This is a genomic window from Pseudomonas sp. A (assembly GCF_056270345.1).
In genome coordinates this window covers 4,897,600-4,914,809 of sequence record NZ_CM149873.1, presented here as the reverse complement: position 1 = coordinate 4,914,809, position 17,210 = coordinate 4,897,600, and the positions used below count along the sequence as shown (strand labels likewise).

Genomic DNA, 17,210 nt, shown 5'->3' with positions numbered 1-17,210 from the left:
TCAGGGTTTCGCCCACGAATTGTTGTTGCCTACCGTCACAAGGTCTCTCAGCGCCTGGTCGCCACGCTGCGCCTCGGAAATGCCGGCGTGGGCTGGACTTGTGAGGAAGGTGAAGTCTTTCTGAGGGACTGACTCCAGCTTGGTGATTTGTCGCAAGATACGCAGCCTGGACAGATCCTCGTAGTCCTCATCGTCAATCACATCGTTGAGGACGCCAGGACCGGTCATCTCGTTCAGTTTCTTGGCGTAGGTCTCATGATCGGGGGCGCCATACAACGGTCTGCTGTCATAAAAGTTCGGGTTGTCCTCGAAGCGTTTGAGTATCTCATCGGAGATAGCGTCCAGCGTATCGTTCCCTGCATGACTGCCAATCAAGCTGTTCGAGTAGGCGCAATGCATGCCCAGGCGTGCATTGTCCATCGGGGCGCCCAGCACAAGACCATTTTGCGTCGCTTTCAAGGGCGTCGAAGCGATCATTGCATCGGTGTCAGGATGATCGCCAAGGGTGCGCAGGGTGTCGTCGATGTCTATATAAACGCCGCCTTCGCTGTTGAGTAGTTGGTAGCGAAGCACGTCGCAGGCCGAAGCATAATTTCCACCTTTGATGGCCTTCTCGTATTGCCCAAAGTAAGGACTGTCCTGGAAGTCATCGTAGAAGGCTTGCTCTTCCAGCGGCAGTATCTGCAGATTCTCAGCATGCTTGAGCAGCGCGGCATGGTTGATGCTGTATACATTCGAATCGGCAGTGGACAGGTATATCCGGTAGGAGGTTCTGGAATGCAGCAACCCCCTGGCGTTGGCTTCCACGGTCTTCAGCAGATTGTCGGGGATGATTTTGTCACCGACCCAGATATTCAGGATCTGCTTGGGAAGTTCGAACATTTCGCTGGTGGGCGTTGGGATTTTGATGGGCAGTTGCAGGTCGACGCCCAGTGCGCGCATTGTCCTCATGCGCATGGCGTCAGTGACTGGGCGGTTTGTGACATCGATGACTTCCAGGCCGTTGCTCTGCTCGGAAACCTGATAATAGGTTGGCGATTCATTCTTGCTATTCGGCCTGCGGACGAATGCATCGTGTTCACTGTCGTAGCGTACTTCGAACCTCGCTTCTTCCAGGGTTGCCTCCATATGCTTTACGCCATTGCCATCAATGAATCGGGTGATCCAGTTGCCTAGATGGCTATCTTGTGGAAGTGCTATTGGCTCTGGAGGTGGGGCGAAGAATTGCGCGGCCCCCTCTTCGGGTAGCCTGGGCGGATCCATGGGGCTAAGAGGGTAACCCAACTGATCGTTCACTCGCGTTGGCATGACGAATCGTGGGCTTTTGCCAGGGAACAGGATTTTCACGCGAGTCGCTTCTCGCAAGACCAGCGGGACGGCATTGAGCAGGCCGAACTCGATGTTACTTACGCCGTCGGCCTTGTCCTCCAGCGTCTTGCCGTTGATTGCCTGGTCGATCCCCAGGCCAAATTGCGCGATGCCACCGACGGCCAGCAGTGGTATGAGTTCGGGCACCACCAGCGCCAGGGGCGCCAGCAGATTGATCGAGGTCACCAGGTAGTCACGCCAGCGGGCCTTGGTCACTTGCGTCCTGCTGGTGATGAGAAAGTCGGCGTCGGCATAGCTGCGTTTGCGCTGGCGCAGCGTGAGGGCTTCGAACAAGTCGCCTTCTATCAATGGGCTGTACTTGTGGGGCTTGTAGTTGACGTAGTCCCTGGGAGGCCATGGACCATCGACGGTGAAGCCTGGCCGGTTGGGCGATCGCGTGTGGAAGCGCGGGAAGGTGCCAAGGCCATCCAGCGCGGTATCCAGGCCGCTGAAGTCCAGGCCGTCGGGGGTGTCTGCCGCTTTGAAATACTGACGCAGGCGCTGGCGTTTTTCGCTGGTGCGGCACTGTTCAGCGAACCAGTCCTTCAGGGCATTCATGCCGTCGAACTCATGGAAGGGTGATGAATTTCCCGGCAGGTACAGCAGTACTGGCTGATGTGCTGGGTCAGCAATCTGGATGATGTCGGTGGCGGCGTAGCCATAGACATTCAGAGGCCTGATTTCCAGGCCGGAAGCTCTCGGCATGAGTCCCGCCGCTTGCCAGGCCAACTGACGGCCAGCGTCACTCAAGGAACCTTCCTGGACCTGTTTGTTGCAGGCTGCGATAAAGCTTATTTGCAGAGACTGTGGATGGGTTTTGCTGGTCTTTTGCCAATACTCGTCCAGCATCGAGACGAAGCGGGTGTGAACGTCCAGATCCCAGATGAACCGCTGCATGGCCTCGACATCCACTGGCAGGTGCGTGGTGCTGTCGTAGCGGGCCGGGGTGGACCTGCGGAAGACACCGTCGAAGACCGAGAAACGTGCGCTGTTGTCGAGCGGTCCGAGCGCTGGCAGATGTTCGACAATGGTCAGCGGGCCGTCTGGCAAGGTACCTGCCCAGTTACCCGGGAATAGCTGGCCAACCAGGTCCTTGTTGTTTTCACCTTGCCAGTTCGAGAGCACCGCCTGGGTGAGTGAAAGGCGCTGGGCAATCATGACCTGATTGCCACGGTAGTGCAGGGTGACGACGTCGGTCTGGTCGGGGTCGAGTTGATGTTGCTCTTGCCCAGCCCATTCACGGATTGCCTTGGCGGCAAATAGGCTAGGCCTGGGAATATTCTGCAGGTGGCGGCGGATGAACTGTTTGCCCGCGTTATTTACGAAAGTGGAAGCCATTGGAATCGATCCGTGTGGATAAATGAGGCTCCACGGTAGCGACGGCGAGGCCCCAAGCTTGCGTATATGTTTACCACCTGATGACAAGGGCGGCCGTCAGGCCGCCCTTGTTACATCAGGGCTTGGCCCACGAGTGGTAGTTTCCGACTTCGGCTACCTGGTTGAGCGGAATGTCGCCGGTCGCGGCTTCCCGCAAGGCCTGTTCGATCGGGGTCACCAGGTACATCGGATTGTGTTGCGGCAAGGCGTGCAGGTTGATGATCCGCCGTAGTGCCCGCAGCCTTGGCAGGCGCTGGTCGATGACATCATTCAGCAGGCCGGGCCCGGTCATGTGGCTCAGGCGCAAGGCATAGGCATCGAATTCGGGGCCCTTCACTACTGGCCTGTTGCCGTAGAAGTCACGGTTGGCCAGGTAGCGTTCGTGCATGGTGTCCGAGATCGCCTGCAGCGTCGGGTTGCCAGCATGGCTGGCGATCATGTTGGTGTTGTACTGGCAGTGCATCCCCAGGGCGTCGTTGTTCATCGGGCCACCTAAAATGAGGCTGTCCGGTGTGGTGGCCAGGGTCACCGAGTCGATCGCGGCGCGGTTGGGATTGTCCGGATGAACCGGGTCGGCAAGCAAGGTATCGTCGACGTCCAGGTACAATCCGCCTTCCTCGGCGAGCAGGGGATAACGCAGGATGTCGGATGCCGAAGAGAAATTTGCACCTGCGCCGCCAACGGCATCTTGATACTGCTCGAAGTATTTGGTTTCGCGCAACCTTGCGAAGAACGGCTGCTCCTCCAGGGTCAGCACATCGAGATGCGGTGCGTGTGCGGCCAGTAGCCTCAGGTTCGCGCCGAAGGCCTGGGCATTGGCGTTGGACAGGAACAGTCGGTAGGCATACTGGCTGTTCGTCAGGCGTTGCTGATTGCGGACCAGCGTGGTCAACAGTTTGGGTGCGATCACCTTGTCGCCTACCCAGAGGCTCGAGATCTTCCGTGGGATCGGCTGGCGCAGGTGTGCCTCGAAGGGCGGGATTTCCAAAGGCAGTTGCACATCCACGCCCATGGCTCGCAGGCTGCTTATGCGCATCGGGTCGGTGACTGTGCGTGCGTTCAGGGGCATCTCGACAAGCCCATGGCCTTCTGGCGATACCTGGTAGTAGCTTGGCCTTATCTCGTTGGCCTCGGACTCAAGGATGAAAGCATCATGTTCACTGTCGTAGAGGACCAGTGTGTTGTAGCCATTCAACAGGGATTGAAGCTGCGCTTGCGAGTCCGCAGAGACCGGCACGTGCGCCAGCCATTGGGCAATGGCGGTGTCGCCGCCGGGCAAGGGGGGGACTGTCGAACCGAACAGACCGGCCAGCTGGCGTTCGGGCAGTGCCGGGGGCGTCATCGGGCTCAATGGGTAGCCCAGTTGGTCGTTCACCCGACTGGGGAAGATAAAACACCTGTCTTTGGCGGGGTACAGCACTCGCGCTCGCGCCAATGGGCGCAAGGCAAGTGGTGCAGCGTTCATTAGCCCGAACTCGATGTTCGTCACGCCATCGGCCTTGTCTTCAAGTGACTTGCCGTTGATTGCCTGATCGATCCCAGCCGCGAACTGGGCAATGCCACCCAGAGCAAGCAGCGGCGCCAGTTCTGGCAGTACCACGGCCAAGGGGGCCAGCAGATTGATGGTATTGACCACATAGCCGCGCCAGCGCGCCTTGTTCACCTCCTGATTGCTGGTAACGATGAAGTCAGCGTTGGCATAGCTGCGCTTGCGCTGACGCAGGCTCAGGGCTTTGAACAGATCGCCGTCGAGCTTCGGGCTGTATTTGTCCGGACGGTAGTTGACGTAGTCCCTTGGTGACCAGCGGCCGTCGGTGGTGAATCCCGGTCGGTTTGGCGAGCGATAGTGGATGCCCGGGTAGGCGCCCAGGCCTTCGAGGGCAGTGTCCAGGCCGCTGAAGTCCAGTCCATCTGGCGTGTCGGCCAAGTTGAAATGCTGGCGCAGGCGCTGACGTTTATCGGGGTTCTGGCACTGTCTGGCGAACCAGTCCTGAAGCGCCGCCATGTTGGCGAACTCGTGAAGGGGGGAGGCGTTGCCTGGCAGGTAGAGCAGGGTGAGCGGTTGGGATTTGTCGGTGATGCACAGCAGATCGGTGGCACTGTAGCCGTAGACGTTCAGTGGCCTGATTCGCAGGCCAACCGCCCGAGGGGCCAAGCCGACAGCCTGCCAGGCCAGCTGGCGTGCTCCATCGCTCAATGAGCCTTCGCTTACCTGCTTGTTGCAGGCGGTGATGAAGCTGATCCGCATGGACAGCTGGTGGCCATGCAGGGCGCGCTGCCAGTAGTTGTCCAGCATGGCGGTGAAGCGGGCGTGAAAATCCAGGTTCCAGATGAAGCGCTGCAGGGCTTCGACATCCACGGCAAGATGCGTTGTGCTGTCGTATTGGCCGTTACCGGTCCGGCGGAACAGACCATTGAATACTGAATGATCGGCACCGTTCGCCCATGGCTCGCGAGCAGGCAATCGATCGACGATCTGCAACGGGCCGGATGGCAGGGTACCGGTCCAATGACCCGGGAGCAGTTGGCCGATCAGGTTCTTGTCGGTCTCGCCTTGCCAGTTCGAGAGCACCGCTTCGGTCAGTGACAGGCGCTGGACGATGACGGCCTGGTGGCCTCGGTAGTGCAGGGTGACGACGTCGGTCTGATCCGGATCCAGGTCCGATCCCTGGCGTTTGGCCCAGTCACGGATGGCTTGTGCGGCGTGCTTGTCGGGGCGGGGGATGGTCTGCAGGTGATCGCGAACGAGCTGTACGCCCAGGTTGGTGATGAAGGTTGGAGGCATGATTGAGTCGACCTGTGTGGAGAAACCAGGCACAACGGTGACTCAACCCTTATGTCGGGGAGCGGTAATGAATTATCGCGCAAGCATGGCATTGCCCCTTTGGGAGTGGTGCCACACGCAGGGTCAGCGTGTATCCACGCCTGCCGGCAGGAACAGCTGCTCGGGCGTGATATCTCGTGGCGGCGCAGGCTGGTCGTCGAAGCCCACCGGCACTTTGCCGCGCAATTGCCAGGCGAAGGCGATGATCTCGGCGATGGTCAGGTACAGCGCCTCGGGGATCTGCTCGCCCAGTTCCAGCCTGGCCAGCAGGCGTACCAGCTCGGCGTTCTCGTAGATCGGCACTTCATGTTCACGGGCCAGGGCGAGGATGGCCTCGGCCAGTTCGTCGTCGCCCTTGGCGCTCAGGGTCGGGGCCTGCTGGCCGTCGTAGCTCAGGGCAATGGCCTGGCGTGGCTGCTTGTGCTTCATGCGGTCTCATCCACCCAGCGTTGTTCGAGGCGTGTGCGGGGGCCTTGCGGTGGCGTGCCGGGGTGGCACTCCAGGTCGCCGACATCCAGGCCGCGTGCCAGCAGGCGCTCGCGCAGCGTGCCGAGCTGACTGTCGATCAGGCGGGCGGTCTGTTCCTGCTCTGCCCACAGCTGTCCCGACAGACGTCCTTGCAGCAGTTGCGCCTGGACCTGCAGCGGACCGAGTGGTGACAGGTCGAAGGCCAGTTCGATCCGCCATATGGCCTCCAGCGGATCACGCCCTTCACGTTCGCGATCGGCTTGCTGCTCCGGCGTTTCCTCGCGCTGCAGCTTGACCTGCAGGGGAATGAACTCCTGGCCATGGCGGATGGGGATCTCGGTCTGCCAGGTGGTCTGTTGGTTGCCGTTCTCCAGTGGTCCGGATTGCTGCAGGCTGGACAGCGCATGGCTCTGCAGGCGCGAGATGGCGGCGGCGGCCAGGCGCAGCAATTGCTGCAGGTCGCCTTCGTTTTCCAGGCTCTGCAACAGCCGCGAGGGCAGGGGGAAGGCTCCAGGTTGCGGGCGCGGGCTGACCTGGCCGAGCATGCCCAGGGCACTGCGGGCGAAACCGGGCAGGGCATGGGCCAACGTACTGGTCTGTGCGGGCGTGAGCATCTGTCCCGTGGGAGGATTGGGCAACTGTGCGATCAGCCTGACCAGTTGCGTCTTCAGGTCGGGCGCCACGCCGCTTGCCAGGCCACCCAGCAGCTTGGCTTCAAGGAAGGCGCCACTGTTGTTCAGGGCCTGGGCCAGATTTTTCGCATCACCCAGTTGGCGGGCATCGGGCAGGCTGGCCAGCAGGCGTTCGGCGCTGGCGCGCAGTTGCGTGCCAGCGTCGCCGGAGGTGGCGACCTGCTGCAGGGCATTGAGCAAGCCAGGCAGCGAGGCCTGGCGGCCTTGCTGGGTCACCAGCTGCTGGGCAATGGCCAGTTGATCCTGGCGGCCGCTCAGGGGAACGAAGCGCAGCGACTGGTCACCTTGTACCAGCGCGCTGAGCAGGCTGCCGATCGGCAGTGGCCGCGGGCTGTCGATGGCCAGGGTGGCGCCGGCCTGGCTGCTGTTGAGCAGGCTTACCAGCGAGCGGAAACTGGCGATCTCGCCGGCGTTCTGAACCAGGGGCTGGCTGGTCAGGACCTTGCCTTGCAGCAGTGTGCCGACTGGAACCTGGCTGGTGTCCAGGCGGGTGAGGGTAGTGATGTTGTTGGCGTTGACCTGCTGCACCATGACCGCCAGGCGGTTGCTTTCAGTCTGCGTGACCGTGATCTGGCTGCCCTGGGGCAGGGGTTGGCTGGCATTGGCCTGCAACTGGGTCTGGTTGCCGTTGCCCTGGGTCAGGCGTAGCAGCAGCTGGAAATCCACGCCGACCTGGCGCATCGACATGACCTCGGCACGTGCCGTCTCGCCCGGGGCCAGCAGGCCGGGTTGCGCTTGCAGCAGGCGCAGCAGCTCGCCGGTCATGGCCGCCTTGGCCGCCTGGGGCCCTGGCACGGTTTGTGCGCCGAGACTATTGATTTCAGTCATGATTGTATACAACCTGTCGAACTCGGCCTCTTGGCAGCGCGGTGACGCGTGTAATAATGCCGACCGCCCATTGTTGCCAGTATAACGGCAGTGCGGCGGGCGACTTGAGACATAGGGGCTTTGGAGCGGCGTTGCCTGCATCGCGGGTAAACCCGCTCCCACAGGGTACGGCGCAGCTTTCAGATGCCGCGCAAGACCCTGTGGGAGCGGGTTTACCCGCGAAGCAGGCGACACCGCCCCGAAGCCCTACATAGATAAGGCGAAACCGTGACCCTTCACCTCCAAGCCGCAGGCCTGGCCTGCGAGCGCGACTGGCGCTTGCTGTTCGAGCAGCTCGATTTCGAGCTGGGCGCTGGCGACATGCTGCAGATCAGCGGCCCCAACGGCAGCGGCAAGACCAGCCTGCTGCGCCTGCTGGCCGGGCTCATGCAACCCACCGCCGGGCAGATCCTGCTCGGCGGCCAGCCATTGGCCGAACAACGCCATGCCCTGGCCAGCATCCTGCTGTGGATCGGCCATGCCGCCGGGATCAAGGACCTGCTTACCGCCGAAGAGAACCTCGCCTGGCTCTGCGCCCTGCACCGACCGGCTGGTAGCGAGGCGATCTGGCAGGCACTGGAGGCTGTCGGCTTGCGCGGTTTCGAGGACGTGCCCTGTCACACCCTGTCCGCCGGCCAGCAGCGCCGGGTCGCCCTGGCACGGCTGTACCTGGACAGCCCGCCGCTGTGGATCCTCGACGAACCCTTCACCGCCCTCGACAAGCAGGGCGTGGCCCAGCTGGAAGCTCACCTCGCGGCCCACTGCGAGCGGGGCGGCACCGTGGTGCTGACCACCCACCATACGCTCGAGCGCAAGCCATCCGGCTACCGTGAGCTGAACCTGGGGCAATGGGCGGCATGAGCGTATTCCTTCTGCTGTTGCGCCGCGAGGCGCGCCTGTTGTTCCGCCGCCCGGCGGAGCTGGCCAATCCGCTGGTGTTCTTCGCCATTGTCGTCGCCCTGTTTCCGCTGGCGGTCGGTCCTGAGACACAATTGTTGCAAACCTTGTCGCCGGGACTGGTCTGGGTTGCGGCCCTGCTGGCGGTGCTGCTGTCGCTGGACGGGTTGTTCCGCAGCGATTTCGAGGACGGTTCGCTCGAACAGTGGGTGCTTTCGCCGCACCCGCTGGCCCTGCTGGTGCTGGCCAAGGTGCTGGCGCACTGGATCTTTTCCGGGCTGGCGCTGGTATTGTTGGCGCCACTGCTGGCGCTGATGCTGGGCCTGCCGAGCGCCTGCCTGCCGGTGCTGCTCGCCTCCCTGCTGCTGGGCACGCCGGTGCTGAGCCTGCTGGGCGCGGTGGGGGCGGCGCTGACGGTCGGTCTCAAGCGTGGCGGCCTGCTGCTGGCGTTGCTGATTCTGCCGTTGTATATCCCTGTATTGATCCTGGGCAGTGGTGCGTTGCAGGCGGCGTTGCAGAATATGCCGGCCACCGGCCATCTGCTCTGGCTCGCCAGCCTGACGGCCCTGGCGGTGACACTGGCACCCTTTGCGATCGCGGCCGGCCTGAAGATCAGCGTCGGCGAATAACGAGTCTCGGGCACCGCAGCCCGGCCAATACCCTGGATGTACCCTGATGAAAATGAGTTGGACGTGGTTCCACAAGCTGGGTTCCCCAAAATGGTTCTATGCCATCAGCGGCCGCATGCTGCCGTGGCTGACCGTTTCCTCTGTCGTGCTGCTGCTGGTCGGCATCACCTGGGGCCTGGCCTTCGCCCCCCAGGACTACCAGCAGGGCAACAGTTTCCGCATCATCTATATCCACGTGCCGACGGCCATGCTTGCCCAGTCGTGCTACGTGATGCTCGCGGTGGCGGGGGTGGTGGGGCTGGTGTGGAAGATGAAACTGGCCGACGTCGCGCTGCAGTGCGCGGCGCCCATCGGCGCCTGGATGACCGCGGTGGCCTTGGTTACCGGGGCGATCTGGGGCAAGCCCACCTGGGGCAGTTGGTGGGTCTGGGATGCGCGGCTGACGTCCATGCTCATCCTGCTGTTCCTGTACTTCGGCATCATCGCCCTGGGCCAGGCCATCAGCAACCGCGACAGCGCGGCCAAGGCCTGCGCGGTGCTGGCCATCGTCGGCGTGGTCAACATCCCGATCATCAAGTACTCGGTGGAGTGGTGGAACACCCTGCACCAGGGCGCCACCTTCACGCTGACCGAAAAGCCGGCCATGCCGGTGGAAATGTGGCTGCCGCTGCTGCTCACCGCGCTGGGTTTCTACTGCTTCTTCGGCGCTGTGCTGCTGCTGCGCATGCGCCTCGAAGTGCTCAAACGCGAAGCCCGCGCCAGTTGGGTCAAGGATGAGGTGCTGGGGCAACTCGGACGGGAGGCGGTACGATGAGCTTTGCCTCCTTCAGTGATTTTCTCGCCATGGGCCACCATGGCCTGTACGTCTGGTCGGCCTACGGCATCTGCCTGGCGGTGCTGGCGCTGAATGTCGCCGCGCCCCTGCTGGCCCGTCGCCGCTACCTGCAAGAAGAGGCGCGTCGTCTGCGCCGGGAGAGCAAACCGTGAATCCGCAGCGCAAGAAACGCCTGTTCATCATCCTCGGCCTGCTGGCCGGTGTCGGCGTCGCCGTGGGCTTTGCCCTGAGCGCGCTGCAGCAGAACATCAACCTGTTCTACACCCCCACGCAGATCGCCAACGGCGAGGCGCCGCTGGACACCCGCATCCGCGCCGGCGGCATGGTCGAGAAGGGCTCGGTGCAGCGCTCTGCCGACTCGCTCGATGTGCGCTTCGTGGTCACCGACTACGCCAAGTCGGTGCCGATCACCTACCGTGGCATCCTCCCCGACCTGTTCCGCGAAGGGCAGGGCATCGTCGCCCTCGGCAAGCTCAACGCCGACGGCGTGGTGGTGGCCGACGAGGTGCTGGCCAAGCACGATGAGAAATACATGCCGCCGGAAGTCACCAAGGCCCTGAAGGAAAGCGGCCAGGCCGCCAGCGACGCGGGGGCCAAGCCATGAATGCGGCCCTGGTGATCCCCGAACTCGGCCAGCTGGCGATGATCCTGGCGATCTGTTTCGCCGCGGTGCAGGCCAGCGTGCCGCTGCTCGGCGCCTGGCGTGGCGACAGCCTGTGGATGAGCCTGGCGCGGCCGGCGGCCTGGGGGCAGTTCGCCTTCCTGGCCTTCGCCTTCGCCTGCCTCACCCACGCCTTCATGACCGACAACTTCTCGGTCGCCTACGTCGCCAGCAACTCCAACAGTGCCTTGCCCTGGTACTACAAGTTCAGCGCCGTGTGGGGCGCCCACGAAGGCTCGCTGCTGCTGTGGGCGTTGATCCTCGGCGGCTGGACCTTCGCCGTGTCGATTTTCTCGCGCCAGTTGCCACAGGTGATGCTGGCCCGGGTGCTGGCGGTGATGGGCATGATCAGCGTGGGTTTTTTGAGTTTCCTGATCATCACCTCCAACCCGTTCTCGCGCCTGCTGCCGCAGGTGCCGGGCGATGGCCGCGACCTCAACCCGCTGCTGCAGGACTTCGGCCTGATCGTTCACCCGCCGATGCTGTACATGGGCTATGTGGGCTTCTCGGTGGCGTTCGCCTTTGCCATTGCCGCTTTGCTCGGCGGGCGTCTTGATGCCGCCTGGGCCCGCTGGTCGCGGCCCTGGACCATCGTCGCCTGGGCCTTCCTCGGCGTGGGTATCACCCTCGGCTCGTGGTGGGCCTATTACGAGCTGGGCTGGGGCGGCTGGTGGTTCTGGGACCCGGTCGAGAATGCCTCGTTCATGCCCTGGCTGGTGGGCACGGCGCTGATCCACTCGCTGGCGGTCACCGAAAAGCGCGGGGTGTTCAAGAGCTGGACCGTGCTGCTGGCCATCGCCGCGTTCTCCCTGAGCCTGCTGGGCACCTTCCTGGTGCGCTCGGGCGTGCTGACCTCGGTGCACGCGTTCGCCGCCGACCCGTCGCGCGGTATCTTCATCCTGATCTTCCTGCTGTTCGTGGTCGGTGGTTCGCTGACCCTGTTCGCCCTGCGCGCGCCGGTGGTCAAGAGTCAGGTGGGCTTCGCCCTGTGGTCCCGTGAAACCCTGCTGCTGGCCAACAACCTGGTGCTGGTGGTGGCGGCCTCGATGATCCTGCTGGGCACCCTGTACCCGCTGGTGCTCGACGCCCTGACCGGGGCCAAGCTGTCGGTCGGCCCGCCTTACTTCGACGCCCTGTTCCTGCCGCTGATGGCGCTGCTGATGGTGGTGCTCGGGGTGGGCGTGGTGGTGCGCTGGAAGGACACTCCCGGCAAATGGCTGGCCGGCATGCTGACCCCGGTGCTGGTCGGCAGTGCAGTGCTGGCGCCGGTCGCCGGGCTGATCGTCGACGACTTCGACTGGCCGGCCCTGAGCGTGTTCGCCCTGGCCGCCTGGGTGGTCCTGAGCGGCGTGCGCGACATCCTCGACAAGACACGTCACAAAGGCCTGGTCAAGGGGTTGGCGGGTCTGAGCCGCAGCTACTGGGGCATGCACCTGGCGCACCTGGGCCTGGTGGTGTGCGCCCTGGGCGTGGTGCTGTCGAGCAACAACAGCGCCGAGCGCGACCTGCGCATGGCACCGGGCGAGACCGTCGAACTGGGTGGCTATCACTTCCTGTTCGAGGGCGCCAAGCACTTCGAAGGTCCGAACTTCATTTCCGACAAGGGCACCGTGCGGGTTTCGCGCGATGGCCGCGAAGTGTCCGTGCTGCACCCGGAAAAACGCCTGTACACCGTGCAACAGTCGATGATGACCGAGGCCGGCATCGACGCCGGTTTCACCCGCGACCTGTATGTCGCCCTGGGCGAGCCGCTGGAAAACGGCGCCTGGGCGGTGCGGGTGCATATCAAACCCTATGTCCGCTGGATCTGGCTGGGCGGTCTGCTGACCGGCCTGGGCGGCTTGCTGGCGGCCTTCGACCGACGCTACCGCGTCAAGGTCAAGACCCGGGTGCGTGAGGCCCTGGGCGTGTCTGGAGCGACTGCATGAAGCGTTGGATCATGGTGGTACCGCTGGCGGTGTTCCTGCTGGTGGCGGTCTTTCTCTACAAGGGGTTGTTCCTCAAACCCGACGAACTGCCTTCGGCGATGATCGGCAAGCCGTTCCCGGCGTTCGCGCTGGCGAGCGTGCAGGGCGATCGCAGCCTCACCCAGGCCGACCTGGTCGGTCGCCCGGCGCTGGTCAATGTGTGGGGCACCTGGTGCCCGTCGTGCAAGGTCGAGCACCCGTACCTGAACCAGCTGGCCGAGCAGGGCGTGGTGATCCACGGCGTCAACTACAAGGACGACAACGCCGCCGCGCTGAAGTGGCTGGCCGAGTTCCACAACCCGTACCAGCTGAACATCGCCGACCAGCAAGGCTCGCTGGGCCTGGACCTGGGCGTGTACGGCGCGCCGGAAACCTTCCTGATCGACGCCAAGGGCATCATCCGCTACAAGCACGTCGGCGTGGTCGATGCCACGGTGTGGCGCGAACAGCTGGCGCCGCTGTACCAGGGCCTGGTCGACGAGGTCCGGCCATGAGGCGCTGGCTGACGGCCGCCGTGCTCGGCCTGAGCCTGGCCGGCGTGGCCAAGGCGGCCATCGACACCTACCAGTTTCGCGACGACGCCGAGCGCGAGCGCTATCAGCAACTGACCAAGGAACTGCGCTGCCCCAAGTGCCAGAACCAGGACATCGCCGACTCCAACGCGCCTATCGCCGCCGACCTGCGCCGCGAGATCTTCCGCATGCTGGGCGAGGGCAAGGACAACCAGCAGATCGTCGATTTCATGGTCGATCGTTATGGCGACTTCGTGCGCTACAAGCCGGCGCTCAGCGGGCGCACCTGGCTGCTCTGGTTCGGCCCGGGGATCCTCCTGGGCGCAGGCTTCGTGGTGCTGGCGCTGATCGTGCGCCGTCGCCGTGGCCAGGCCGTGGCCGGCAATACCGAACTGTCCGCCGACGAACGCGAGCGTCTGGCCAAACTGCTGGATAAAGAACGTACCCATGACTGAATTCTGGCTTAGCGCGGGCCTGCTGCTGCTCGCCGCCCTGGCTTTCCTGCTGTTGCCGATCCTGCGCGGTCACCGCCGCCAGCAGGCCGAGCAGGATCGTACCGCCCTAAACGTGGCGCTCTATGAAGAACGCGTCGCCGAACTGGTTGCCCAGCAGGCGGCCGGCGTTCTTGATGAACAACAACTGGCCAATGGTCGTGACGAGGCCGCCCGTGAGCTGCTGGCCGACACCGAGCGCGGCGAGGTGACGCGCCAGGGCCACCTGGGCAAGGCCGTGCCGCTGCTGGCGGCGGTGCTGGTACCGGCCATGGCCCTGGGGCTGTACCTGCACTTCGGCGCCTCGGACAAGGTCGAGCTGACCCAGGAGTTCGCCCGCGCGCCGCAGTCGATGACGGAGATGACCACGCGCCTGGAGCGTGCGGTGCAGGCCCAGCCCGACTCGGCCGAAGGCCTGTACTTCCTGGGCCGGGCCTACATGGCCGAGCAGCGCCCAGCTGAGGCGGCCAAGGCCTTCGAGCGCGCCGTGGCCCTGGCCGGGCGTCAGCCCGAGTTGCTCGGGCAATGGGCGCAGTCGCTGTACTTCGCCGCCGACAAGCAGTGGTCGGCGCAATTGCAGGCACTCACCGATGAGGCGCTCAAGGCCGACCCGCAAGAGGTCACCAGCCTCGGCCTGCGTGGTATCGCCGCCTTCGAGGGCGAGCGCTACCAGGAGGCCATCGACTACTGGCAGCGTCTGCTGGCGCAGTTGCCGCAGGGCGACGCGTCCCGCGACGCGCTGCAGGGCGGCATCGACCGCGCCGCCGACAAACTCAAGGCCGGTGGCGGCAAGGTGGCCGAAACAGCGCGCCTGAAGGTGCGGGTGGAGCTGGCCGCGGCGCTCAAGGACAAGGTGCGTCCCGACGACACCGTGTTCATCTTCGCCCGCGCCAGCAATGGCCCGCCCATGCCGCTGGCGGCCAAGCGGGTGACGGTGGCGCAGCTGCCGATCGAGGTGGAGCTGTCCGATGCCGACGCGATGATGCCGCAGATGAAACTGTCGGACTTTGCCGAAGTCCAACTGGTTGCCCGAGTCTCACGCGCCGGGCAGCCCACCCACGGTGAATGGAAGGGCCAGAGCGCCCCGCTGGCCACCGGCACCCAGGGCATCCAGCATGTGACCATCGACAGCCCCGACTCATAAGAGAGCACCCCCATGAACAGCACCGTCCGCCTGACCCTGATCACCCTGGCCCTGGGTCTTTCCGCGTGTACGGTGCATCAGCCCGGGGAGCGTGAGCCGCTGCCGCCGATCGAGACCACGCCGCCGCACAAAGGACCGGTGGTCAAGCCCTTGCCGGGTGGCCAGCCCGGCACCCAGCCGAGCAAGCCGGCGGCGATTCCCAAACCGATGCCACGCACCTCCGCCAGCTTCGCGCCGCCGCCGGGGGGCGCCAGCCACTGGGACCCGAAGCTTGGGGTCTATGTGCTGGAGAAGCAGCCCAACACCTTCTACCGCCAGCGCACCTATTACCGTTGGAACAACGGCTGGAGCTGGTCGCTGAGCCCCAACGGGCCGTGGCAGGACACCGACAGCAGTGGTGTGCCGGGCGGGTTGGGCAGGGCGTTTGGGCAATAATTGCCGTTGAGGCCTTATCGCGGGGCAAGCCCGCTCCCACGCCAGTAATGCTCATCGTCAATTGCGTGGGAGCGGGCTTGCCCCGCGATAGGGCCGGCCGCGCCAACAGCTGGCATAATCCCCCTTCGCATTCAACCGGAGGGTGGCATGAGCAAGACAGTCCTGGTGCTGGTGGAAACCGTCGATGACTACCTGCCACTATTGGAACGGGCCGGCTATCGCCTGATCCGCGCACCGTCGCCGCAGATGCGCGCCGACGCCATCATCCGTCATGCCGGCGAGATTGACGCCGTCCTCACCCGCGGCCCGCTGGGCCTGACAGCCGGCGAAATCGCCACATTGGTCAACCTGCGGATCATTTGCGTGATCGGTGCCGGCTACGAACAGGTCGACCTGGCCGCCGCCGCCGCCCGCGGTATCACCGTCACCAATGGCGCCGGTGCCAATGCCGCCGCCGTGGCCGACCACGCCATGGCCCTGCTGCTGGCCCTGTTGCGCGACATTCCCCGTGCTGATGCCAGCACCCGCCGTGGCGAATGGCAGCGGGTAATCAGCCCGTCGGTGAGCGGTAAACGCTTGGGCATCCTGGGGCTGGGCGCGGTGGGGTTGGCAATCGCCAAGCGTGCCAGCCTCGGCTTCGACATGCCCGTCAGCTATCACAGCCGTACCCCGCGCAACGATGTGCCCTACACCTGGTACGACAGCCCGCTGCACCTGGCCGATGCCGTCGATATCCTGGTCGTCGCCACCCCGGGCGGGGCTGGCACCCAGCACCTGGTCGACGCGCAGGTGCTTGATGCGCTGGGCGCCGAGGGCTACCTGGTGAATATCGCCCGCGCCAGCGTGGTCGATACCCAGGCGCTGGTCGCCGCCCTGGCCCAGGGGCGGATTGCCGGCGCCGCGCTCGATGTGTTCGATGACGAACCCGGCGTGCCCGATGCCCTCAAGGCCCTCGGCAATACCGTGCTCACCCCCCATGTCGCCGGCCAGTCGCCCGAGGCCGCCCGCGACACGGTTAGCCTGGTGCTGCGCAACCTGCAGGCGTTCTTTGCCGGTGAGCCGGTGCTTACACCGGTGCGCGGATAGCCTGATACCCGTCACCGGCAGGCCAATTCCCACAGGCCATCTCTATTCCCTGTGGGAGCCGGCTTGCCGGCGATGGGCTGCAGAGCAGCCCCAGTCAGCCCATAACTCTCACTTGAAGGAGTGCATGCATGCAACTCGAGATCTTCCAGGTCGATGCTTTTTCCGCCAAGCCGTTCGGCGGCAATCCAGCGGCGGTGATCCCTTTGGACAGCTGGCTACCCGATGCGCTGCTGCAGCGTATCGCCGAAGAAAACAATCTGTCCGAAACTGCCTATTTCGTTCGCAACGGTGAAAGCTACGACCTGCGCTGGTTCACACCGACGGTCGAAGTTGATTTGTGCGGCCACGCCACCTTGGCGTCGGCCTGGGTGCTGTTCGAGCAGTTGGGCGAGCAGCGCGAAGAGCTGCGCTTCAACACCCGCAGCGGTGAACTGCGGGTCAGCCGCGGCACCGAGGGCCTGCTGGCGATGGACTTCCCGGCCAAGCAGCCGCTGGCAGTGGAGATGCCAGCGGGGTTGCTGGAGGCCTTGGGCTTGGCCAGTGCGCGAGGCTTGTATCGTACCGACGACTACATCGTGGTGATCGATGACCCAGCGGAGCTTGCGGCCTTGCAGCCCGATTTCGTCGCTTTGTCTCGCTTCGACGTGCGTGGCATCGCGGTGACGGCGCCGGGGGGAGGGTTCGATTTCGTTACACGTTGGTTCGGGCCTCGGGTCGGGGTCAATGAAGATCCGGTCACCGGCTCGGCGCATACCTCGTTGGTCCCTTACTGGTTCGAGCGGCTCGGGCAGGCACGGCTTCATTGCCAGCAGGGTGGTGCGCGCAAGGGGCAGTTGGTCTGTGAGTCACCTGGCAATGGCCGGGTAATCATCTGCGGCCATGCTGCATTGTATTTGCGCGGCATAGTGAATCTGTAACGAAGAGGGCGTACCCCCGGAGGGGTACGCTGATGGTGCA

Annotated in this window: 16 protein-coding genes; 12 read left to right on the top strand and 4 right to left on the bottom strand. The window is 64.2% G+C overall.

Features of this window, described 5'->3' with window-relative positions:
* The 4 genes from AC0MAZ_RS21945 to fliK all read right to left on the bottom strand — a co-directional run bounded on the left by AC0MAZ_RS21945 (position 1) and on the right by fliK (position 7,557).
* A complete protein-coding gene (locus tag AC0MAZ_RS21945) occupies positions 1 to 2,706 on the bottom strand; it encodes a dermonecrotic toxin domain-containing protein (protein ID WP_475859158.1) in 2,706 nt (901 codons plus the stop codon).
* Positions 2,707 to 2,821: 115 nt separating this feature from the next.
* Positions 2,822 to 5,530, bottom strand: a complete 2,709-nt coding sequence (locus AC0MAZ_RS21940; RefSeq protein WP_475859156.1) for a dermonecrotic toxin domain-containing protein — start codon at positions 5,528 to 5,530, stop codon at positions 2,822 to 2,824.
* Between the two features lie 123 nt (positions 5,531 to 5,653).
* Positions 5,654 to 5,998, bottom strand: a complete 345-nt coding sequence (locus AC0MAZ_RS21935; protein ID WP_203651676.1) for an EscU/YscU/HrcU family type III secretion system export apparatus switch protein — start codon at positions 5,996 to 5,998, stop codon at positions 5,654 to 5,656.
* A complete protein-coding gene (gene fliK / locus AC0MAZ_RS21930) occupies positions 5,995 to 7,557 on the bottom strand; it encodes a flagellar hook-length control protein FliK (RefSeq protein WP_234560325.1) in 1,563 nt (520 codons plus the stop codon). The genes AC0MAZ_RS21935 and fliK overlap by 4 nt, the downstream gene beginning before the upstream one ends.
* Before the next feature lie 267 nt (positions 7,558 to 7,824).
* Between fliK and ccmA the strand changes: the two genes are divergently transcribed.
* The 12 genes from ccmA (at position 7,825) to AC0MAZ_RS21870 (ending at position 17,170) form a co-directional block, all read left to right on the top strand.
* On the top strand, positions 7,825 to 8,457 hold the full coding sequence (gene ccmA / locus AC0MAZ_RS21925; RefSeq protein WP_254463825.1) for a cytochrome c biogenesis heme-transporting ATPase CcmA: 633 nt from the start codon (positions 7,825 to 7,827) through the stop codon (positions 8,455 to 8,457).
* A complete protein-coding gene (gene ccmB / locus AC0MAZ_RS21920) occupies positions 8,454 to 9,122 on the top strand; it encodes a heme exporter protein CcmB (RefSeq protein ID WP_028691018.1) in 669 nt (222 codons plus the stop codon). Before ccmA ends, ccmB begins: the two co-directional genes overlap by 4 nt.
* A gap of 46 nt (positions 9,123 to 9,168) precedes the next feature.
* A complete protein-coding gene (locus AC0MAZ_RS21915; RefSeq protein WP_232856545.1) occupies positions 9,169 to 9,936 on the top strand; it encodes a heme ABC transporter permease in 768 nt (255 codons plus the stop codon).
* Complete coding sequence (gene ccmD / locus AC0MAZ_RS21910) at positions 9,933 to 10,109, top strand: heme exporter protein CcmD (RefSeq protein ID WP_011534872.1); 177 nt, start codon at positions 9,933 to 9,935, stop codon at positions 10,107 to 10,109. Before AC0MAZ_RS21915 ends, ccmD begins: the two co-directional genes overlap by 4 nt.
* Positions 10,106 to 10,561, top strand: a complete 456-nt coding sequence (gene ccmE, locus AC0MAZ_RS21905; protein ID WP_110739738.1) for a cytochrome c maturation protein CcmE — start codon at positions 10,106 to 10,108, stop codon at positions 10,559 to 10,561. Before ccmD ends, ccmE begins: the two co-directional genes overlap by 4 nt.
* A gap of 11 nt (positions 10,562 to 10,572) precedes the next feature.
* Positions 10,573 to 12,546, top strand: a complete 1,974-nt coding sequence (locus AC0MAZ_RS21900) for a heme lyase CcmF/NrfE family subunit (protein WP_475861474.1) — start codon at positions 10,573 to 10,575, stop codon at positions 12,544 to 12,546.
* A complete protein-coding gene (locus AC0MAZ_RS21895; protein ID WP_475859152.1) occupies positions 12,543 to 13,079 on the top strand; it encodes a DsbE family thiol:disulfide interchange protein in 537 nt (178 codons plus the stop codon). Before AC0MAZ_RS21900 ends, AC0MAZ_RS21895 begins: the two co-directional genes overlap by 4 nt.
* Positions 13,076 to 13,552: a cytochrome c-type biogenesis protein gene (locus tag AC0MAZ_RS21890; protein ID WP_475859151.1), complete on the top strand. Its 477-nt coding sequence runs from the start codon at positions 13,076 to 13,078 to the stop codon at positions 13,550 to 13,552. Before AC0MAZ_RS21895 ends, AC0MAZ_RS21890 begins: the two co-directional genes overlap by 4 nt.
* A complete protein-coding gene (ccmI, locus tag AC0MAZ_RS21885; protein WP_475859149.1) occupies positions 13,545 to 14,732 on the top strand; it encodes a c-type cytochrome biogenesis protein CcmI in 1,188 nt (395 codons plus the stop codon). Before AC0MAZ_RS21890 ends, ccmI begins: the two co-directional genes overlap by 8 nt.
* Positions 14,733 to 14,744: 12 nt before the next feature.
* Complete coding sequence (locus AC0MAZ_RS21880; RefSeq protein ID WP_203651691.1) at positions 14,745 to 15,167, top strand: hypothetical protein; 423 nt, start codon at positions 14,745 to 14,747, stop codon at positions 15,165 to 15,167.
* 147 nt (positions 15,168 to 15,314) lie between these two features.
* Positions 15,315 to 16,253, top strand: a complete 939-nt coding sequence (locus AC0MAZ_RS21875) for an NAD(P)-dependent oxidoreductase (protein WP_475859147.1) — start codon at positions 15,315 to 15,317, stop codon at positions 16,251 to 16,253.
* A gap of 128 nt (positions 16,254 to 16,381) precedes the next feature.
* Complete coding sequence (locus AC0MAZ_RS21870; protein ID WP_475859146.1) at positions 16,382 to 17,170, top strand: PhzF family phenazine biosynthesis protein; 789 nt, start codon at positions 16,382 to 16,384, stop codon at positions 17,168 to 17,170.
* The last annotated feature ends 40 nt before the right edge of the window (positions 17,171 to 17,210 follow it).